Source organism: Streptomyces yongxingensis, from assembly GCF_055597465.1.
Genome location: NZ_CM145717.1, coordinates 3551230 through 3569741, shown reverse-complemented (window position 1 = coordinate 3569741; position 18512 = coordinate 3551230). Strand labels below are relative to the sequence as shown.

At 71.5% G+C, this 18512-nt stretch carries 13 protein-coding genes; 10 read left to right on the top strand and 3 right to left on the bottom strand.

Features of this window, described 5'->3' with window-relative positions:
• Positions 1 to 99 precede the first annotated feature (99 nt).
• Positions 100 to 1275, bottom strand: coding sequence for a trypsin-like serine peptidase (locus ACZ6TD_RS14845; protein WP_471354247.1), 1176 nt, complete (start codon positions 1273 to 1275; stop codon positions 100 to 102).
• Positions 1276 to 1536: 261 nt separating this feature from the next.
• On the opposite strand from ACZ6TD_RS14845, the gene ACZ6TD_RS14840 reads away from it, so the two are divergent.
• The 4 genes from ACZ6TD_RS14840 (at position 1537) to ACZ6TD_RS14825 (ending at position 8638) form a co-directional block, all read left to right on the top strand.
• Positions 1537 to 3204, top strand: coding sequence for a diaminobutyrate--2-oxoglutarate transaminase family protein (locus tag ACZ6TD_RS14840; protein WP_471357743.1), 1668 nt, complete (start codon positions 1537 to 1539; stop codon positions 3202 to 3204).
• Between the two features lie 444 nt (positions 3205 to 3648).
• Complete coding sequence (locus tag ACZ6TD_RS14835; protein ID WP_471354245.1) at positions 3649 to 5646, top strand: IucA/IucC family protein; 1998 nt, start codon at positions 3649 to 3651, stop codon at positions 5644 to 5646.
• 77 nt (positions 5647 to 5723) lie between these two features.
• On the top strand, positions 5724 to 6422 hold the full coding sequence (locus ACZ6TD_RS14830) for a GNAT family N-acetyltransferase (RefSeq protein WP_471354243.1): 699 nt from the start codon (positions 5724 to 5726) through the stop codon (positions 6420 to 6422).
• A 215-nt stretch (positions 6423 to 6637) separates the two neighbouring features.
• Positions 6638 to 8638, top strand: coding sequence for an ATP-dependent DNA helicase (locus ACZ6TD_RS14825; protein ID WP_471354242.1), 2001 nt, complete (start codon positions 6638 to 6640; stop codon positions 8636 to 8638).
• Positions 8639 to 8793: 155 nt separating this feature from the next.
• Here the strand turns inward: ACZ6TD_RS14825 and lexA are convergent, their stop codons facing one another.
• Positions 8794 to 9597 carry a transcriptional repressor LexA gene (gene lexA / locus ACZ6TD_RS14820; RefSeq protein WP_191066087.1) on the bottom strand — a complete coding sequence of 268 codons (804 nt, stop codon included), beginning with the start codon at positions 9595 to 9597 and terminating at the stop codon, positions 8794 to 8796.
• 451 nt (positions 9598 to 10048) lie between these two features.
• Here lexA and nrdR point away from each other — a divergent pair, with 451 nt between their 5' ends.
• From nrdR to ACZ6TD_RS14805, 3 genes are all read left to right on the top strand, one after another.
• The gene (gene nrdR, locus ACZ6TD_RS14815; protein ID WP_020867993.1) at positions 10049 to 10570 is read left to right on the top strand and encodes a transcriptional regulator NrdR; all 522 of its coding nucleotides are present in this window, start codon (positions 10049 to 10051) and stop codon (positions 10568 to 10570) included.
• Between the two features lie 115 nt (positions 10571 to 10685).
• A complete protein-coding gene (locus ACZ6TD_RS14810) occupies positions 10686 to 13553 on the top strand; it encodes a vitamin B12-dependent ribonucleotide reductase (protein WP_471354239.1) in 2868 nt (955 codons plus the stop codon).
• Between the two features lie 170 nt (positions 13554 to 13723).
• On the top strand, positions 13724 to 14329 hold the full coding sequence (locus ACZ6TD_RS14805; RefSeq protein ID WP_471354238.1) for a YdbC family protein: 606 nt from the start codon (positions 13724 to 13726) through the stop codon (positions 14327 to 14329).
• 38 nt (positions 14330 to 14367) lie between these two features.
• Here ACZ6TD_RS14805 and ACZ6TD_RS14800 read toward each other — a convergent pair whose 3' ends face one another.
• Entirely contained in the window at positions 14368 to 14994 is a 627-nt protein-coding gene (locus ACZ6TD_RS14800; protein ID WP_471354236.1) for a TetR/AcrR family transcriptional regulator, read from the bottom strand.
• Between the two features lie 114 nt (positions 14995 to 15108).
• Between ACZ6TD_RS14800 and abc-f the strand changes: the two genes are divergently transcribed.
• The 3 genes from abc-f to ACZ6TD_RS14785 are packed head-to-tail and all read left to right on the top strand — an operon-like array spanning position 15109 to position 18329.
• The gene (gene abc-f / locus ACZ6TD_RS14795) at positions 15109 to 16755 is read left to right on the top strand and encodes a ribosomal protection-like ABC-F family protein (RefSeq protein WP_471354234.1); all 1647 of its coding nucleotides are present in this window, start codon (positions 15109 to 15111) and stop codon (positions 16753 to 16755) included.
• A gap of 9 nt (positions 16756 to 16764) precedes the next feature.
• Positions 16765 to 17424, top strand: a complete 660-nt coding sequence (locus ACZ6TD_RS14790; protein WP_210949499.1) for a histidine phosphatase family protein — start codon at positions 16765 to 16767, stop codon at positions 17422 to 17424.
• Positions 17425 to 17435: 11 nt separating this feature from the next.
• Positions 17436 to 18329: an ADP-ribosylglycohydrolase family protein gene (locus tag ACZ6TD_RS14785; RefSeq protein WP_471354232.1), complete on the top strand. Its 894-nt coding sequence runs from the start codon at positions 17436 to 17438 to the stop codon at positions 18327 to 18329.
• The last annotated feature ends 183 nt before the right edge of the window (positions 18330 to 18512 follow it).

The following is an 18512-nucleotide window of genomic DNA, read 5'->3' as shown; positions in this document are numbered from 1 at the left end:
GGCTACGACACCTGCACGGCGAGGGCCCGCCCCCGGATCTCCGGGGGCGGGCCCTCGCCATGGGATGGATGGCTGCCTGACGGCTACCGGCTCAGCCGGTCACTGGCTCGCGAACTTCTTGCTGACCGCGCTGTAGACGCCCTTCGCCTCGGGGCCCAGGTGCGGGCCCGCCAGCCAGGTCGCGTTGGACGGGCCGATCGAGGTGTTGGACACCAGCGCCGGCTTGCCGTCCGCGCCGTTGGCGACCCAGCCACCGCCGGAGGAGCCCGCGGTCATGGTGCAGCCGATGCGGTACATCGTCGGCTGCTTGGCGTCCAGGGAGAGCCGGCCCGGCTTGTCCGCGCACTGGTTCATCTTCTGGCCGTCGAACGGCGGGGCGGCCGGGTAGCCGGTGGCCGTGATCTCGTCGATGGACTTCACCGCCGGGGCGTTGAAGTCGACCGGCAGCGCGCCGCCCACCGTCTCCTCGAGCGACTTGCCGCCGCTGACCTCCGGCTTCACATGCATCACCGCGAAGTCGTACGGAGCGCCCTTGCCGCCCACGGCCGCGCCGTTGTCGATCCACTGCGAGGAGGTCTGCGCCCAGTCGGCCCACCAGACGCCCTTGGGAGCCAGCTCCTCCTTGGTGGCGTTCTCCAGCTCCGCCTGCGACTTGCCCGCGTCGTTGTAGGAGGGCACGAACATCAGGTTCTTGTACCAGCCGCCGCCCTTGCCCGCGTGGACGCAGTGGCCCGCCGTCCACACCAGGTTGGACTTGCCGGGGTGCGCCGGGTCCTCGACCACCGTCGCGGAGCAGACCATCGAGCCCTCGGGGCCGTCGAAGAAGACCTTGCCCGCGTAGGGGACGTTGGAGCTGTACGGGCTGGCGACCTCCTTGGCCGGGACGGGCTGCGGATCGGGGTCGGTCACCCCCTGGTCGTCCGCGATGTCGCTGTCGTCCACCGGCTTGTCGGGCTCCTGCGCGTCGCGCATCCGGTCCGGCTTCCACAGGCCCTTGATGATCGGGTTGATGAAGTCACCGGCCTCGCGCAGCCAGTCGTCCTTGTCCCACTTGTTCCAGGCACCGTTCTTCCACTGGTCCAGATCGATGCCGAGGTTCTTCAACTTGTCGTTGAGGTTGTCGGGCAGCTTGATGTCGCCCACGCCCTGCTGCTCCGACGACGCGGTCGGCTTGGCGTCGGTGGTGTCGTCCGAGGAGCCGCACGCGGTGGCGGTGAGCGCCAGAACCGAGGCTATGGCGGCCACGGCCAGTGCGGGTCGGCGTTTGGATGGCATGGGCGGGACTCCCCCTGAGGTTCTGAGCTGCTCTACGGCCTGTGTGGAATTGTCATGCACCGCCCCGGCAATGGGGTGGTATCCCACTATGCCGGTGCCGCGTACGACGGCTGCGGGCGGGTCCTTGGTTCCCGGCCGCAAGGATCTTCGCCCAGCCCGTGATCCAGAGCGCCACGCGTCGTTGGTACGTACGGGGGAACAGCCGGAGGGTGTTCAGCAGCAGGAGGACCGAGACGCGTGGCCGTGACCCAGCTCCCGCCGATGGCCCTGGCCGCCGTCTCCGACGACGGCGGCGCCACGCAGGGCATTCTGCGGCGCCAGGCGCTGCGTGAGTCCGCCGCCCGCACCTACGCCCGGGCGCTGCCCATCGTTCCGGTGCGCGCCCGGGGGATGACGGTCGAGGGGGCCGACGGCCGCCGCTACCTCGACTGTCTCTCCGGCGCCGGTGCGCTGGCCCTGGGGCACAACCACCCGGTGGTGCTGGACGCGATCCGGGCCGTCCTGGACGCGGAGGCGCCGCTGCAGGTCCTGGACCTGGCCACACCGGTCAAGGACGCCTTCACGGACGAGTTGTTCGCCACCCTGCCGCCCGAGCTGGCCGCCCGGGCGCGGGTGCAGTTCTGCGGACCGGCGGGCACGGACGCGGTCGAGGCCGCGCTCAAGCTGGTGCGGACCGCCACCGGGCGCGACGGCCTGCTCGCCTTCTCCGGGGCCTACCACGGCATGACGGCCGGAGCGCTGGCCGCCTCCGGCGGCGCCCCGTCGTCCGGTGTGACCCGGCTGCCCTTTCCGGACGACTACCGCTGCCCGTTCGGGGTCGGCGGGGAGCACGGCGCCGACCTCTCCGCGCGCTGGGCCGAGAAGCTGCTCGACGACCCGAAGGGCGGGGTGCCCGCCCCGGCCGGGGTGATCCTCGAGCCCGTACAGGGCGAGGGCGGGGTGATCCCGGCCCCGGACGGCTGGCTGCGCCGGATGCGCGACATCACCGCGGCCCGCTCCATCCCGCTCATCGCGGACGAGGTCCAGACCGGCGTCGGACGCACCGGGGCCTTCTGGGCGGTCGACCACAGCGGAGTGGTGCCCGATGTGATGGTGCTGTCGAAGGCCATCGGCGGTGGCCTGCCGCTGGCCGTCGTCGTCTACCGCGAGGACCTCGACGTCTGGCCTCCTGGAGCCCACGCGGGCACCTTCCGCGGCAACCAACTGGCCATGGCCGCGGGCGCCGCGACCCTCGCCTACGTCCGCGAGAACAACCTCGCCGAACGCGCGGCAACCGTCGGCGCCCGGATGCTGGACCGGCTACGCCAATTCGCCACCGGACGCCGGTGGATCGGAGACGTACGCGGCCGCGGCCTCATGATCGGCGTGGAGCTGGTGGACCCGGAGACCGGGGCTGCAGAGGAGGCCGGGAACGCGGCGTCGGCCGGGTACACCGCGGGGGCCGGGGATGCCGCGCGGGCCGGGTCCGCAACGAACGCCGACCGCGAGGGAACCCCGGGCCGCGCATCCCCGTACCAGGCATCCCCGAGGTACCAGGCATCCCCGAGCGAGACGGCCCCGTGCGGGATGACTCCGCGTGAGGGAGCCCGCCGGGAGGGCACTCAAGGTGACGGCGCGGACGGGGCGTTGGGCGGGGGAGCCCCATGCGCCGGTGACGCGCGTGCGGCGGCTCCGCCCGCCGATCCCGCGCTCGCGGCGGCCGTCCAGCAGGAGTGCCTGCGCCGCGGGCTCATCGTCGAACTCGGCGGACGCCACAGCGCGGTGATCCGCCTTCTCCCTCCACTCACCATCACCGATGAGCAGGCAGAGGCCGTCCTGGACCGGCTCACCGACGCCCTGGACGCGGCGATCCGCACCGCTGGCGCCCGCTCCCGTGAACTCCCTCCCGCCGCCCCGTTCGCACCGCCACTCACCGGAGACCACCGGTGACGCGTCCCGCACCGTACGACCGCACCGCCATCGCATCACCGAAGGAGGCAGGCGCCGGGCCCAGGACATGAACGCCGTGACGCCCGCGCCGCACCCACCATGCCGCACACCCCCGGGGGAGCCCCCTTGTCTCCCCAACCGCAGCCCGCGCCCGGCGCCCTGACCGACCCCGACGACTCCGCTCGCCCCGGCCCCCCGCCGCCCCTCCCGCACCCGCCCCACACCGCGCCTCCCCCGGCCGAGGCGACAAGACCGCCCGCGCCACCCACGGCGGTCCCGACGGTCAGGGCACCGTCCACCGCCACGACGGCTGCGGGCGATCAGGCGGCACCCCCAGCACCGCCATCGCCCCCGGGGGCGGTGCCACCGCCCCCGGCGCCGGTGCCACTGCCCCCGGACGCGTCGCCCGCCACGACGCCGCTCGCCGGCGCGGCGGGAGCGGGGATGGGAGCATCCCAGCCACCTGCCCCGGAGCCGCTACCCGCCCCAGAGCCCTCGGCGGAGGAGTCGCCCGCGCCGCGGCTGCCCGCCCAAGGGCCGCCCCTCGCCGCGACGGCCGTGCCCCGGCAGCACCGCGACAGCCGTGAAACGCCCGACGACCGCGCCCGCGAGGCTGGCGCCCGCGAGGTCGGCGCGGACCCCCTCGACGACCCCGACCCGCAGATCGCGGCCGACGCCGCGGCCGTCGAGAACCTGCTGCGCTGTTGGGTGCGCGAGAGCGGCCTCGCGCGGCCCGACGGCGACACCCTGCGCATTTCCCTCGCCGCCAGCGGAACCGTCCTCCTCGTCCCGGTGCGCTATTGGTCGCCCACCGGCTGGCACCGCTTCGGGCCGCCGCTGCTGGAGCACGGCCCCCATGACGCGCCCGCTGTCGGCGCCGTCACCCTCGCGGCCCTGCTCACCCGCGAGGCGACGTACAGCGCGCGGCGGGACGACCCCGACGCGGACGCCACCGAACTCGTCGGCCGTGTCGCGGACTCCGTACGGCGCACCGCCCTCTTCCTCACCCTCCGCCGGGCCACGCCCGCCGATCCGAGCACGAGCACCCCGTTCCTCAGCGCGGAACAGTCCCTCCTCTTCGGCCACCCTCTGCATCCCACGCCGAAGAGCCGCGAGGGCCTCTCCGACTCCGAATCCACCATCTGCTCACCGGAGACGCGTGGCTCCTTCCCCCTTCACTGGATCGCGGTCGGCCGGTCCGCACTGGCCTGCGAGTCGGCCTGGACGGAGCGCGGCCGGACCGTACCCGCCGAGCGGCTCGCCCTCTCCCTGGCGGGCAGCGGCCTCCAACTGCCCACCGGGACCGTGCCCCTGCCCCTGCACCCTTGGCAAGCTCGCGAGATCCGGCACCGTCCGGAGGCCGCCGCGCTCTTCGACGCGGGCCTGCTGCACGACCTCGGGCCGTCCGGCGGGCCCTGGCACCCCACCTCCTCGGTCCGCACCGTCTACCGGCCCGGTGCTCCTGCCATGCTCAAACTCTCCCTCGGTCTGCGGATCACCAACTCCCGTCGTGAGAACCTCCGTAAGGAACTCCGCCGCGGTGTCGAGGTGCACCGGCTGCTCCGCAGCGGACTGGCCGAGCAGTGGCGGGCGGCCTTCCCCGGCTTCCCGGGCTTCGACATCGTCCGGGACCCGGCCTGGCTCGCCGTCGACGGACCGGATGGCGAACCGCTGACGGGCCTTGACGTCGTCATCCGGCACAACCCGTTCGGCCCCGGCGACGACGCCGTCTGCGTCGCCGGACTCCTCGCGCCGCGCCCCTGGCCCGGACAGCCGGTGATGCGCTCCCGGCTCGCCCGCCTCGTCGCCCGGCTCGCCGCTCGCACCGGCCGTTCCACCGCGGCGGCCGGCACGGAGTGGTTCCTGCGCTATCTGCACACGGTCGTACGCCCCCTGCTCTGGCTGGACGGAGAGGCCGGCATCGCGCTCGAGGCGCACCAGCAGAACACCCTGGTGCTGCTGGACCCCGACGGCTGGCCGGTCGGCGGCCGCTACCGGGACAACCAGGGCTACTACTTCCGTGCGTCCCGGCACGCCGAACTTCAGCGCCGGCTGCCCGGTATCGGCGGCCGCAGCGACACCTTCGTCTCCGACGAGGTCATCGACGAGCGGTTCGCCTACTACCTGGGTGTCAACAACGTCCTCGGACTGATCGGCGCCTTCGGATCCCAGCGACTCGTCGACGAGCGCGTCCTGCTGGCCGCGTTCCGCCGCTTTCTCGCCGAGGCCGCGTCCGGCCCCGGGAGAACCCGCTCACCGCTTCCCGCCCGGCTCCTGGAGACGCCCACCCTGCGCTGCAAGGCCAATCTGCTCACGCGGCTGCGCGGCCTGGACGAGCTCGTGGGACCGGTGGACACCCAGTCCGTCTATGTGGCCATCCCCAACCCCCTTTCCCTGTCTGTCTCGCCTTCCGGCTCCACCGCCGTCACTCCCATGGCTTGACTCCGCGACCCGCGATCACGCCCCTCACCCCCGCGCCCCTCCCAACGTGCCCAGACCCCTGAGAGGAGAGCATCGCCGTGCCGCACACCGACTCCAGTACGAGCTCCAGCACCGACGACACCATCGACATGCGGCTGCGCCAGGAAGAGGACATCGCACGACTCATCGACCTGGACTCCGCTCGACCGCAGGCCGACGACCGGTCTGATCTGCTCGACCACATCGTCGAATGGGGGCCCACCGGCACCCCGTTGGGCACCTTCCAGCTCGTGCCGGTCCGGATCGGGCGTGATCTGCGGCTCATCGCCCGATGGATGAACGACCCGTCCGTGGCCGCTTTCTGGGAGCTCGACGGCCCCGAGGAGACCACCGCGAGCCACCTCGGGGACCAGCTCGACGGCGATGGGCGCAGCGTGCCCTGTCTGGGCGTCCTGGACGGCGTCCCGATGAGCTATTGGGAGGTCTACCGCGCCGATCTGGACCCGCTCGCCCGGTACTACCCGGCCCGGCCGCACGACACGGGTATCCACCTGCTCATCGGCCGGGTCAGCGATCGCGGCCGTGGTCTGGGGACGACCCTGCTCCGCGCGGCCGCCGACCTCGTCCTCGAGCACCGTCCGTCCTGCACCCGGGTCGTGGCCGAACCGGATCTCCGCAACACCCCCTCCGTGGCAGCCTTCCTCGGTGCCGGCTTCCGCTTCTCCGCGGAAGTCGAACTCCCCGGCAAACGCGCCGCGCTGATGCTGCGCGACCGTGCCCTGCGACACGTCCTGTGAACGTCCGCAACCATCCGTGCCCCCCGGTGATCCATCCGCCTCGATGCGAGATTCCACTGTTGATACACCGCTCGCCCGGTCCCGGTTCCCACGCGGCGCGGATCCGCCCGTGCCACGAAGCGAAGATCCGTCCGAACCCCGCCCGGCCGAAACCGTCCGTCACCGACCACACCGACAGGAGTGATGTCGGTGCCGCCCCTTAGGCTGGCAGCCCTATGACTGAATCGTCCTCGCCTCCACTCGAAGATCTGCTGCACGCCGCCGTGACCGCCGTCGGCGGCACCGAGCGCCCTGGCCAGACCGCCATGGCCCAAGCGGTGGCGGAGGCGATCGACGACAGCTCCCACCTGCTGGTCCAGGCGGGCACCGGCACCGGGAAGTCCCTGGGCTACCTGGTGCCCGCCCTCGCCCACGGCGAGCGTGTCGTCGTCGCCACGGCGACCCTCGCCCTGCAGCGGCAGCTCGTCGAGCGCGACCTCCCCCGCACCGTGGAGGCGCTGCACCCGCTGCTGCGCCGCCGCCCCGAGTTCGCCATGCTCAAGGGCCGCTCCAACTATCTGTGCCTGCACCGGCTCCACGAGGGCGTACCGCAGGAGGACGCCGATGAGGCCGGGCTCTTCGACCCGTTCGAGGCCGCCGCGCCCACCAGCAAGCTCGGCAAGGACCTGCTGCGGTTGCGCGACTGGTCGGACGACACCGAGACGGGCGACCGGGACGATCTGACCCCCGGTGTCTCGGACCGTGCCTGGTCCCAGGTATCGGTCACCTCCCGGGAGTGCCTCGGCGCGTCCAAGTGCGCCTACGGCGCGGAGTGCTTCGCCGAGGCCGCCCGTGAGCGGGCCAAGCTCGCCGATGTCGTCGTCACCAATCACGCGCTGCTCGCCATCGACGCCATCGAGGGCGCCCCCGTGCTGCCCAGCCATGAGGTGCTGATCGTCGACGAGGCCCACGAGCTGGTCTCCCGGGTCACCGGCGTCGCCAGCGGAGAGCTCACCCCGGGCCAGGTCAACCGTGCCGTGCGGCGTGCCGCGAAGCTGGTCAACGAACAGGCGGCGGATGCCCTCCAGACCGCCTCGGAGGGCTTCGAGCGGCTGATGGAGCTCGCCCTGCCCGGCCGCCTCGAGAAGATCCCCGAGGACCTCGGCTATGTGCTGATGGCGCTGCGCGACGCGGCCCGCACGGTGATCTCGGCGCTCGGCGCTACACGGGACGCCTCGGTCAAGGACGAGGACGCGGTCCGCAAGCAGGCGCTGGGCGCCGTGGAGAACATCCACCAGGTGGCCGAGCGGATCGTCGAAGCCTCCGAGTACGACGTGGTCTGGTACGAGCGGCACGACCGCTTCGGCGCCTCGCTGCATGTCGCCCCGCTCTCGGTGTCGGGGCTGCTGCGCGAGAAGTTGTTCGAGGACCGGTCCGTCGTCCTCACCTCCGCCACGCTCAAGCTGGGCGGGGACTTCAACGGGGTGGCGGCCTCACTCGGTCTCGCCCCCGAGAGCCCGCAGGATCCGGAGGGCGGCGAGGAGGCCGCGCCGCGCTGGCAGGGTCTCGACGTCGGCTCGCCCTTCGACTACTCCAAGCAGGGGATCCTCTACGTCGCCAAGCATCTCGCCCAGCCCGGCCGCGAGGGCAGCCGCGCCGACATGCTCGATGAGCTCGCCGAGCTGGTCGAGGCCGCGGGCGGTCGCACGCTCGGGCTGTTCTCGTCCATGCGCGCCGCCCAGGCGGCCGCCGAGGAGCTGCGTGGGCGTCTGGACGTGCCCATCCTCCTCCAGGGTGAGGAGACGCTGGGCGAGCTGATCCGTTCCTTCGCCGCCGACGCCAGGACCTGCCTGTTCGGCACGCTGTCCCTCTGGCAGGGCGTCGATGTGCCGGGGCCCAGCTGTCAGTTGGTGGTGATGGACCGGGTGCCCTTCCCCCGTCCCGACGACCCTCTGATGAGTGCCCGCCAGAAGGCGGTGGAGGAGGCCGGGGGCAATGGCTTCATGGCCGTCGCCGCGACCCATGCGGCGCTGCTGATGGCTCAGGGCGCGGGCCGGCTGGTCCGGGCTTCGGGCGACCGGGGCATCGTCGCCGTCCTGGATCCGCGGGTCGAGCGGGCCCGCTACGGCTCGTTCCTCCGCAAGTCCATGCCGGAATTCTGGTACACCACCGACCGCAACCAGGTGCGCCGCTCGCTGGCCGCCATCGATGCGGCGGCCAAGGCCCAGGAGTCCTAGCGGGGGCGCGGTCGCCTCATATGACAGGGCCCGACTGACAGGGCCCGACTGACGGGGCCCGACGGTCGCCAGGCACAGCAGGGCCCCGGAACCGGCGCAGTGGTCCCGGGGCCCGGTCGTGGGGCACGCTAAGGGCGCACCTCGATCCGGCGCGCTCAGACGCGCCGCAGCACTGCGACCACCTTGCCCAGAATGGTGGCCTCGTCGCCGGGGATCGGCTGGTAGGCCGCGTTGTGCGGAAGCAGCCACACATGGCCGTCCTCACGCTTGAAACGCTTCACCGTGGCCTCACCGTCGAGCATGGCGGCGACGATGTCGCCGTTCTCCGCGACGGGCTGGCGGCGCACCGTCACCCAGTCGCCGTCACAGATGGCGGCCTCGATCATGGAGTCGCCGACCACCTTCAGCACGAAGAGCTCACCGTCGCCGACCAGCTGCCGGGGGAGCGGGAAGACATCCTCGACCGACTCCTCGGCGAGGATCGGGCCACCGGCCGCGATCCGGCCGACCAGCGGTACATAGGAGGCGGCGGGCTTGCCGGTGGTGTCCGGGGGCTGGGTGCTGGGCTGGTCGGAGCCTCGGACCTCGTAGGCCCGGGGCCGATGGGGGTCGCGCCGCAGAAAGCCCTTCCGCTCCAGAGCCATCAGCTGATGGGCGACGGACGAGGTGCTGGAGAGGCCCACCGCCTGGCCGATCTCCCGCATGGACGGCGGGTAGCCACGCCGCTGCACAGAGTCGCGGATGACCTCGATGACGCGCCGCTGCCGGTCGGTCAGCCCCGAGCTGTCCGCCCGGATGCCTGGAGGTCGCCCTGGTAGCGAGCGCGCGGGCTTCTGCCCCTCCGGGGTCGTGGTGTCGTCGTTCATCGGGTGGGTCTGGTTCATCGCGTGTGTCTGTTCGAGTCGGCTCTGGGAGCGCTCCTGGGCGGTAACGGTTGCGCTCTCTGCGGTGGTGGTCACGACGGCCCCTCTCGAGATGTTCTCCCTAGTTGGACAACGGTAGTTGCTTTCGAAAGGTTGCGCCAAACACACGTTCGAGTGAAATTTCGCAGATGGACTGACGTGATCACAGGGTTGGGTGTATAGGCCGTTTGGTCCGGTCGTCGTGCGGCGGCCCCAGTCTTGCATCCCGACCCCTGTGAATCCGGGACGCACGGGGGTCGCGTAGTCTCGTGCCTGCTCCCGACCCGTGACACGCCATCCGGCTCGGTTGAGTGCCGGACACCAGATCTAGTGGTTTGATGGATGCAAGCCACCCACAGGTTGTGGTCCCTGGTGAATCCGTCGACAGATTTTTGGCCTATGCTTGTGGCCGCCTCGGAGGGCCTTACGGCCCGCACGGGGCTCATCAGGCATGTTCAGGCATGTTCAGTCATGCGCCGTTTTTGAGGGTGAGGGAGGGATCGGAGTCATGCACTGCCCCTTCTGCAGGCACCCCGACAGTCGCGTCGTCGACAGCCGTACCACGGATGACGGCTGCTCGATCCGCAGGCGCCGCCAGTGCCCCGACTGCTCGCGTCGCTTCACGACCGTCGAGACCGCGTCACTCATGGTGATCAAGCGGAGCGGGGTCACCGAGCCCTTCAGCCGCGACAAGGTCATCTCGGGGGTTCGCAAGGCGTGCCAGGGCCGTCCGGTCACCGAGGACGCCCTCGCCAAGCTCGGTCAGCAGGTGGAGGAGGCGGTCCGGGCCACCGGCAGCGCCGAGCTGTCCACCCATGACGTCGGGCTCGCCATACTCGGCCCGCTCCAGAAGCTCGACCTCGTCGCCTACCTCCGCTTCGCCTCCGTCTACCGCGCCTTCGACTCCCTCGAGGACTTCGAGGCCGCCGTGGCGGAGCTGCGTGACCAGCAACGGCCTCCCGCGCACGATCGCGGGCCCGGCGCCGAAGGGGCCGCGGAGGCCCCCGCGCCGGCCATCGCCGCCGACTGACCGGCGGCCCACACACCCGCCCGGCGCGCTTGCGCGTCCGGGTGAAAGACAGACACACCGTGCCCGGGGAAGAAATGGGCACATCAGGGCGTTTTCGCCCGTACAGGGAGGCGGAATGACAGAGACGACGAGCGGCCCGGCACGAGGCTCCCGCTCCAAGGGCAGCAAGGCGAACAAGGGTCTGCGCATCGAGCGCATTCACACCACCCCCGGCGTGCATCCGTACGACGAGGTGGTTTGGGAGCGCCGTGACGTCGTCATGACCAACTGGCGCGACGGTTCGGTCAACTTCGAGCAGCGCGGCGTGGAGTTCCCCGACTTCTGGTCGGTGAACGCGGTCAACATCGTCACAAGCAAGTACTTCCGTGGTGCGGTGGGCTCCCCGGACCGCGAGGCGAGCCTCAAGCAGCTCATCGACCGCGTGGTGCGCACCTACCGCAAGGCCGGTGAGGACAATGGCTACTTCGCCTCGCCCGCGGACGCCGAGATCTTCGATCACGAGCTCACCTACGCGCTGCTGCACCAGGTCTTCAGCTTCAACTCGCCTGTCTGGTTCAACGTCGGCACCAAGCAGCCGCAGCAGGTCAGCGCCTGCTTCATCCTCTCCGTGGACGACTCCATGGAGTCGATCCTGGACTGGTACAAGGAAGAGGGGATGATCTTCAAGGGCGGCTCAGGCGCCGGCCTGAACCTCTCCCGCATCCGTTCCTCCAAGGAGCTCCTCTCCTCGGGAGGCAACGCCTCCGGTCCCGTCTCCTTCATGCGCGGCGCCGACGCCTCCGCCGGAACGATCAAGTCGGGCGGCGCCACCCGCCGCGCGGCCAAGATGGTCGTGCTCGACGTCGATCATCCGGACGTCGAGGCGTTCATCGAGACCAAGGTCAAGGAGGAGGAGAAGATCCGCGCCCTGCGCGACGCGGGCTTCGACATGGACCTGGGCGGCGACGACATCACGTCCGTCCAGTACCAGAACGCCAACAACTCCGTCCGCGTGAACGACACGTTCATGAAGGCGGTGGAGTCCGGCTCGTCGTTCGGGCTGCGCAGCCGGCTGACCGGTGAGCCCATCGAGGAGGTCGACGCCAAGGCCCTCTTCCGCAAGATGGCCGAGGCCGCCTGGGCCTGCGCCGACCCTGGCATCCAGTACGACGACACCATCAACCACTGGCACACCTCGCCGGAATCGGGCCGGATCACCGCCTCCAACCCGTGCAGCGAGTACATGCACCTGGACAACTCCTCGTGCAACCTCGCCTCGCTCAACCTGATGAAGTTCCTCCAGGACGACGACGCGGGCAACCAGCGCTTCGACGCCGAGCGCTTCGCCAAGGTCGTCGAGCTGGTCATCACCGCGATGGACATCTCCATCTGCTTCGCGGACTTCCCGACCGAGAAGATCGGCGAGACCACCCGCGCCTTCCGCCAGCTGGGCATCGGCTACGCCAACCTGGGCGCCCTTCTGATGGCCACCGGCCACGCCTACGACAGCGACGGCGGCCGGGCCCTGGCCGGAGCCATCACCTCCCTGATGACCGGCACCTCGTACAAGCGCTCCGCGGAGCTCGCCGCCGTGGTCGGCCCGTACGACGGCTACGCCCGGAACGCGGACGCCCACAAGCGCGTCATGAAGCAGCACTCGGACGCCAACGCCGCCGCCAAGCGCATGGACGACCTGGACACCCCGGTCTGGGCTGCGGCCACCGAGGCATGGCAGGACGTGCTGCGCCTCGGCGAGAAGAGCGGCTACCGCAACGCCCAGGCGTCGGTGCTCGCGCCGACCGGCACCATCGGCCTGATGATGGACTGCGACACCACGGGCGTCGAGCCGGACCTGGCCCTGGTCAAGTTCAAGAAGCTGGTCGGCGGCGGCTCCATGCAGATCGTGAACAACACGGTCCCCAAGGCGCTCAAGCGGCTCGGCTACCAGCAGGAGCAGATCGAGGCGATCGTGGCCCACATCGCCGAGCACGGCAATGTGATCGACGCGCCGGGGCTGAAGCCCGAGCACTACGAGGTCTTCGACTGCGCGATGGGCGAGCGTTCCATTTCGCCGATGGGCCATGTGCGGATGATGGCGGCCGCCCAGCCGTTCCTGTCCGGCGCGATCTCCAAGACGGTCAACATGCCGGAGTCGGCCACCGTCGAGGAGATCGAGGAGATCTACTTCGAGGGCTGGAAGCTCGGTATCAAGGCACTGGCGATCTACCGCGACAACTGCAAGGTCGGCCAGCCGCTCTCCGCCAAGAAGAAGGAGGAGAAGGAGCAGGCCGAGCCCGAGGTCGAGAAGGTCGTCGAGTACCGCCCGGTCCGCAGGCGCCTCCCCAAGGGCCGTCCCGGCATCACCACCTCCTTCACGGTGGGCGGCGCCGAGGGCTACATGACCGCCAACTCCTACCCGGACGACGGTCTCGGTGAGGTCTTCCTGAAGATGTCCAAGCAGGGCTCGACCCTGGCGGGCATGATGGACGCCTTCTCGATCGCCGTGTCGGTCGGCCTGCAGTACGGCGTGCCGCTGGAGACCTACGTCTCGAAGTTCACCAACATGCGCTTCGAGCCGGCCGGTATGACGGACGACCCGGACGTGCGGATGGCGCAGTCGATCGTCGACTACATCTTCCGCCGGCTGGCGCTGGACTTCCTGCCCTTCGAGACCCGCTCGGCGCTCGGCATCCACTCCGCCGAGGAGCGCCAGCGCCACCTGGAGACCGGTTCCTACGAGGCCGCCGACGACGAGGTGGACGTCGAGGGCCTGGCCCAGTCGGCGCCGCGCCATGTGGCTGCCCCGAAGAGCAGTGGGCCGTCGTCGCAGTCGCGGGCCGGGTCCGAGCCGGCGAAGGAGGCCCACAGCTCGACCGAACTGGTCGAGATCCAGCTGGGGCTGAACGCGGACGCGCCGCTCTGCTTCTCCTGCGGCACCAAGATGCGCCGTGCGGGCAGCTGCTACCTGTGCGAGGGCTGCGGTTCGACGAGCGGCTGCAGCTGATCGTGAGACCTTGCGGATGACATCCGAGGGGATGACATCCCAGGCGGGGCGCGGGCCTTCGGGTCCGCGCCCCGCCGCCGTTGTCCCCGGCGCCGTATGACGCGATGCCGAACCGGGGGCGGACTCTCCGGTATGTGATGAGGGCCACCGTACGGCCGTAGGATGGCGCGGTGCTGGTCAAGTGGATTCGCTGCACCGTGGTGGACCGCCCGGGTTTCGAGCGGGGGCAGCGGAAGTGGGCGGGGTTGCCCGGCGAACCGGGATTCCGGGGGCAGGGCGGTGGCTGGAGCCGGGGGCGGCCGAACGTGGCGCATGTCTTCTCGTTCTGGGAGAGCCGGGCGTTCTACGACTCCTTCATGGCGCGCTCGCACGACCGGCTGGCGGCCTCGCAGTCGGGCACGTACCGGGATATGCAAGTCCGGCTGTTCGAGCACCGATTCGATGTGAAGGTCGGCTTCGAGCCGCGGTTCTCCGACGCGGACGTGGTGCGCGTCGCGCACTGCCGGGTGCGCCCCGACCGGGTGGATCACTTCACGCTGGTGCAGGAGAAGGTGTGGAATCCGGCCATGGCCGGTTCGCCCGGGATGCTGCGCGGGGTGTTCGGGGAGGCGCCGGGGAGCGAGTTCCTGGTGTTGTCGATGTGGGACTCGGCGGCCGAGCACGGGAAGTACCGCGTGGAGCGGGTCGAGCGGCTCGGCCTGCGCGCGCAGACGGAAGCGGATGTGGCGGCGATCGCCGGCGATGTCGTACGGGTCGAGTCCGCCTGGACGGTGTGAGGCGGAGCCCTCTGCCGGTCAAGGGGCGCTCTTCCTGATCAGCGGCGGGCGGGAAGATACGCCCCGGCCCGGACCGCGGCGGCGACAGCGGCCGCCGTCTGGTCGGCGAGCGGGGTGTCGATGGGCTCGCGGGTGATGAGCGCCCGGAAGAACAAGGGCGCGGAGACGGCGCGTACGACCGCCGCGGCGTCGGTGCCGGAGGGGGCCTCACCTCGGTCGACGGCCCTCCGCACCACGGATTCGCAGCGCGCGAAGCGCTCGGTGTAGAAGTCGCGCAGCGCCTGCGCCGCGCGCTCGGACTGGAAAGCGGCCGCGATGAAGGCGGTCGGCGCGGCGGCGGCCGGCGCGCTGCCGAAGGTCTCGGTCACCTCGCGGGCGAGGGCGCGCAGATCGCCCTCCAGGCTTCCGGTGTCGGGCGGCGTCCAGGCGTCCTCTCCAGCCAGGTCCAGCGCGTCCGCCACGAGCCCCTCGACGCTGCCCCAGCGCCGGTAAACGGTCGTCTTGTGGACGCCGGAGCGCTCGGCGACGTACTCCACGGTCAGACCCGGATAGCCGTGCTCGGCGAGGCCGGTGAGCACGGCGTCGCGCACCGCCGAGCGGGTGCGCGCGGTGCGCCCGCCGGGGCGCACGGTGCCCGGCGTCGGGGCGGCGCTCTCTGTGGACAAGTGCAACTCCGGTTGTGTTAGTGGGTTTGCTGTGCCATGCTGAGGGTAACGCAACTTCAGTTGTGTTTGGAGTGTGCGGTCCGGATGGCCGCTCGCGTGCTCGGAGGTGCGCCCTTGCCCACTCAGATCTCGCTGCGAGGCGTCACGCTGTCCCGGGGCGACCGGCTGCTGCTCGACGACGTGTCCTTCGCGGTGCGGCCGGGGGAGCGGATCGGCGTCGTGGGGGAGAACGGAGCCGGTAAGTCCACCCTGCTGCGGCTGCTGGCCGGACGCGAATCACCGGACGACGGCGCCGTGGTGACGGTGGCCGACGGCGGCGTCGGCCACCTCGGCCAGACCCCCGAGCTGCCGCCTGACCACACGGTGCGCGACGCGGTGGACACCGCCCTCGCCGAGGTGCGCGCCATGGAGCGCGGGCTGCGTGAGCTGGAGGCGGATCTCGGCGGCGGCGCCCCCGACGTGCTCGCCGCGTACGGCGATCTGCTCACCGCGTTCGAGGCCCGCGGTGGCTATGAGGCGGATGCCCGGGTGGAGAAGGCCCTGCACGGCCTGGGGCTCGGCGGCATCGGGTACGAGCGGCGGCTCGGCAGTCTGTCGGGCGGTGAGCAGGCGCGGCTCGGGCTCGCCTGTCTGATCGCGGCCGCCCCCGAGGTGATGCTGCTGGACGAGCCGACGAACCACCTCGACGGCGCGGCGCTCGGCTGGCTGGAGGAGGCGCTCCGGGCGCATCCGGGCACCGTCCTCGCGGTCTCCCACGACCGGGTCTTCCTGGAGCGGGTGGCGACCGCGATCGTCGAGGTGGACGCCGATCGGCGCACCCTGGTGCGGTACGGCGGGGGGTACGGCGGATTCGTCGCCGAGCAGACCGCCGCGCGTCGCCGCTGGGAGCAGGCGTACGAGGAGTGGTGCGCGGAGACGGCCGCGCTCGCCGAGGCCGCCACCACCGTCGCCCGGCGGGTCGCCCCGGGTCGCGGCATGAAGGACGGCAACAAGATGGCCTACGACCGGGACCGGGGGCGTGTGCAGTCCTCGGTGTCCAGCAGGGTGCGGAACGCGCGGGAGAGGCTGCGCAGACTCCAGGAGGACCCGGTGCCGCGCCCGCCGGAGCCGCTGCGGTTCTCGGCGCTCCCGGCCGCGGGCACGGCGGACGGTCTGCTCGTCGACCTCCACGACGTCCGGGTGGGGGAGCGGCTGGCGGTCGACCGGCTCACGGTGGCGGCCGGAGAGAGACTGCTCGTCCACGGTGCCAACGGCGCGGGCAAATCCACGCTGCTGCGGGTCATGGCCGGGGTGGAGAAACCGGAGGCCGGTCGGGTGGTCCGCCGGGGCAGGATCGGCTACCTCGCTCAGGAGATACCGGTTGCCCGGCCCCGGGAGCGGCTGCTGTCGGCCTTCGGCCGGGGGCTGCCGGGGACACCGGAGGAGCAGGCCGACCTGCTGCTGTCGTACGGGCTCTTCCGCCCGGATGCCCTCCACGTCCCGGTGGGGTCGCTCTCCGCGGGCCAGCGCCGCCGGCTGGCGCTCGCCCGGCTGCTGGCCCGCCCCGCCGATCTGCTGCTGCTCGACGAGCCGACCAACCATCTCGCCCTCGGCCTGGTGGAGGAGCTGGAGGAGGCGCTGGCCCAGTGGACCGGGGCGCTGGTGGTGGTCTCGCACGACCGGCTGCTGCGCAGCCGCTTCACCGGGCGGCGCCGCGAGATACGAGGAGGCCGGCCCATGGCCGAGGAGGGGAGCGAGGCGCCGGCCACGGCCTCGATCTAGGGTGGCGCCATGGCACGACCCCGGCGCATCGTCCTCCTACGGCACGGAGAATCAGAGGGGAATGTCGATGACTCGGTGTACGAAAGGGTGCCCGACCATGCCCTGAGACTGACCGAGACCGGGCGCCGGCAGGCGGAGGAGGCGGGCGAGCGGCTGCGCGCCACCTTCGGCGACGAGCGCGTGTCGATCTATGTGTCGCCGTACCGCCGCACCCACCAGACCCTGAAGCTGCTCGATCTCGACCCCTCCCGCACCCGGGTCAGGGAGGAGCCGCGGCTGCGAGAGCAGGACTGGGGGAACTGGCAGGACCGCGAGGACGTGCGGAAACAAATGGCGTACCGCGACGCCTACGGGCACTTCTTCTACCGGTTCGCACAGGGTGAGTCGGGCGCCGATGTCTATGACCGGGTGGACGCCTTCCTGGAAAGCCTGTGGCGCAGCTTCGAGGACCCGGCCCATCCGCCGAATGTCCTGCTGGTGACCCATGGGCTGACCATGCGGCTGTTCTGCATGCGGTGGCTGCACTGGAACGTCGCCGAATTCGAGTCGCTGTCGAACCCCGGCAACGGCGAGATGCGGACCCTGCTGCTCGGCTCCGACGGGCGCTACCACCTCGACCGGCCCTTCGAGCGCTGGTGCACCCCCAAGCCCTACGGCCACACCGGTTAGAGTGCGCAGCGATGACCGCTGACCGTTTCCACCGGGCTCTGCGGAGCCTGCGCGGGCTGGCCGTGGGCGACGCCCTCGGCTCCCAGTTCTTCGTCCCCGCCAACTATCCCTACCTCAAGCGTCGCGAGCTGCCGCCCACCCCCTGGCAGTGGACCGACGACACCGAGATGGCCTGTTCGATCCTGGCCGTCCTGGTGGCTCACGGCCGGATCGACCAGGACGATCTCGCCCGGTCCTTCGCCGACCACCATGATTTCGACCGGGGCTACGGCCCCGCCGTGAACCGGATGCTCCGCCTGATCAGGGAGGGCGGCGACTGGCGTGACCTGGCCGCCGGACTGTTCCAGGGGCAGGGGTCGTGGGGCAACGGCGCCGCCATGCGGATCGCTCCGCTGGGCGCCTGGTACGCGGGCGATGTGGAGCAGGCCACGCATCAGGCGGAGATCTCGGCGTACACCACGCATCAGCACCGCGAGGCGGTGGCGGGAGCCATGGCGGTGGCCGCGGCCGCGGCGCTGGTGGCCGATCCGGCGGGCCACGGAGGGCCCGGGGAGCTGCTGGACCGGGTGGTCGAGGTGGTGCCGCGCAGCGCCGTCCGGGCGGGGCTGCGCCGCGCCCGCGACATGCTCGACTACGCGGACGCCGGGACCGTCGCCGCGGTGCTCGGCTGCGGCCGCCGCACCAGCGCCCATGACACCGTGCCGTTCGCCCTCTGGGCGGCCGCCCGCCACTTGGGCTCCTTCGAGGAGGCGTTCTGGAGGACGGCCTCGGCCGGTGGCGATGTGGACACCACCTGCGCCATCGTCGGGGGAGTGGTCGCGTCCGAGGCCACCGGTGCGCCGCCCGCCGACTGGCTGGACCGCACCGAGGCGCTGCCGGAGTGGGTCCCGGCGGGCGCCGACTGACCCTCCGCGTGGGCGTGATGCGGTGCGCCGTCCGGTTTGCCCCACCCGTCGAACCTGCCGGGCATCGCGTCGTGTTGGGCGGAAACGGCCACCGGATCCACCAGGGCGGCGACCGCCGGGGGCGGCCGGTGATCACTGCCGGGGATCCGGGTTCCGAACGCAGGTAAGAGCGGCGTAAGGTTG

What these genes read in the sequence shown, in the direction of transcription:
- ACZ6TD_RS14845 (WP_471354247.1), bottom strand. Translation starts at nt 1,275, where the DNA reads ATGCCATCCAAACGCCGACCCGCACTGGCCGTGGCCGCCATAGCCTCG.
- ACZ6TD_RS14840 (WP_471357743.1), top strand. Translation starts at nt 1,537, where the DNA reads ATGGCCCTGGCCGCCGTCTCCGACGACGGCGGCGCCACGCAGGGCATT.
- ACZ6TD_RS14835 (WP_471354245.1), top strand. Translation starts at nt 3,649, where the DNA reads ATGGGAGCATCCCAGCCACCTGCCCCGGAGCCGCTACCCGCCCCAGAG.
- ACZ6TD_RS14825 (WP_471354242.1), top strand. Translation starts at nt 6,638, where the DNA reads ATGACTGAATCGTCCTCGCCTCCACTCGAAGATCTGCTGCACGCCGCC.
- nrdR (WP_020867993.1), top strand. Translation starts at nt 10,049, where the DNA reads ATGCACTGCCCCTTCTGCAGGCACCCCGACAGTCGCGTCGTCGACAGC.
- ACZ6TD_RS14810 (WP_471354239.1), top strand. Translation starts at nt 10,686, where the DNA reads ATGACAGAGACGACGAGCGGCCCGGCACGAGGCTCCCGCTCCAAGGGC.
- ACZ6TD_RS14790 (WP_210949499.1), top strand. Translation starts at nt 16,765, where the DNA reads ATGGCACGACCCCGGCGCATCGTCCTCCTACGGCACGGAGAATCAGAG.
- ACZ6TD_RS14785 (WP_471354232.1), top strand. Translation starts at nt 17,436, where the DNA reads ATGACCGCTGACCGTTTCCACCGGGCTCTGCGGAGCCTGCGCGGGCTG.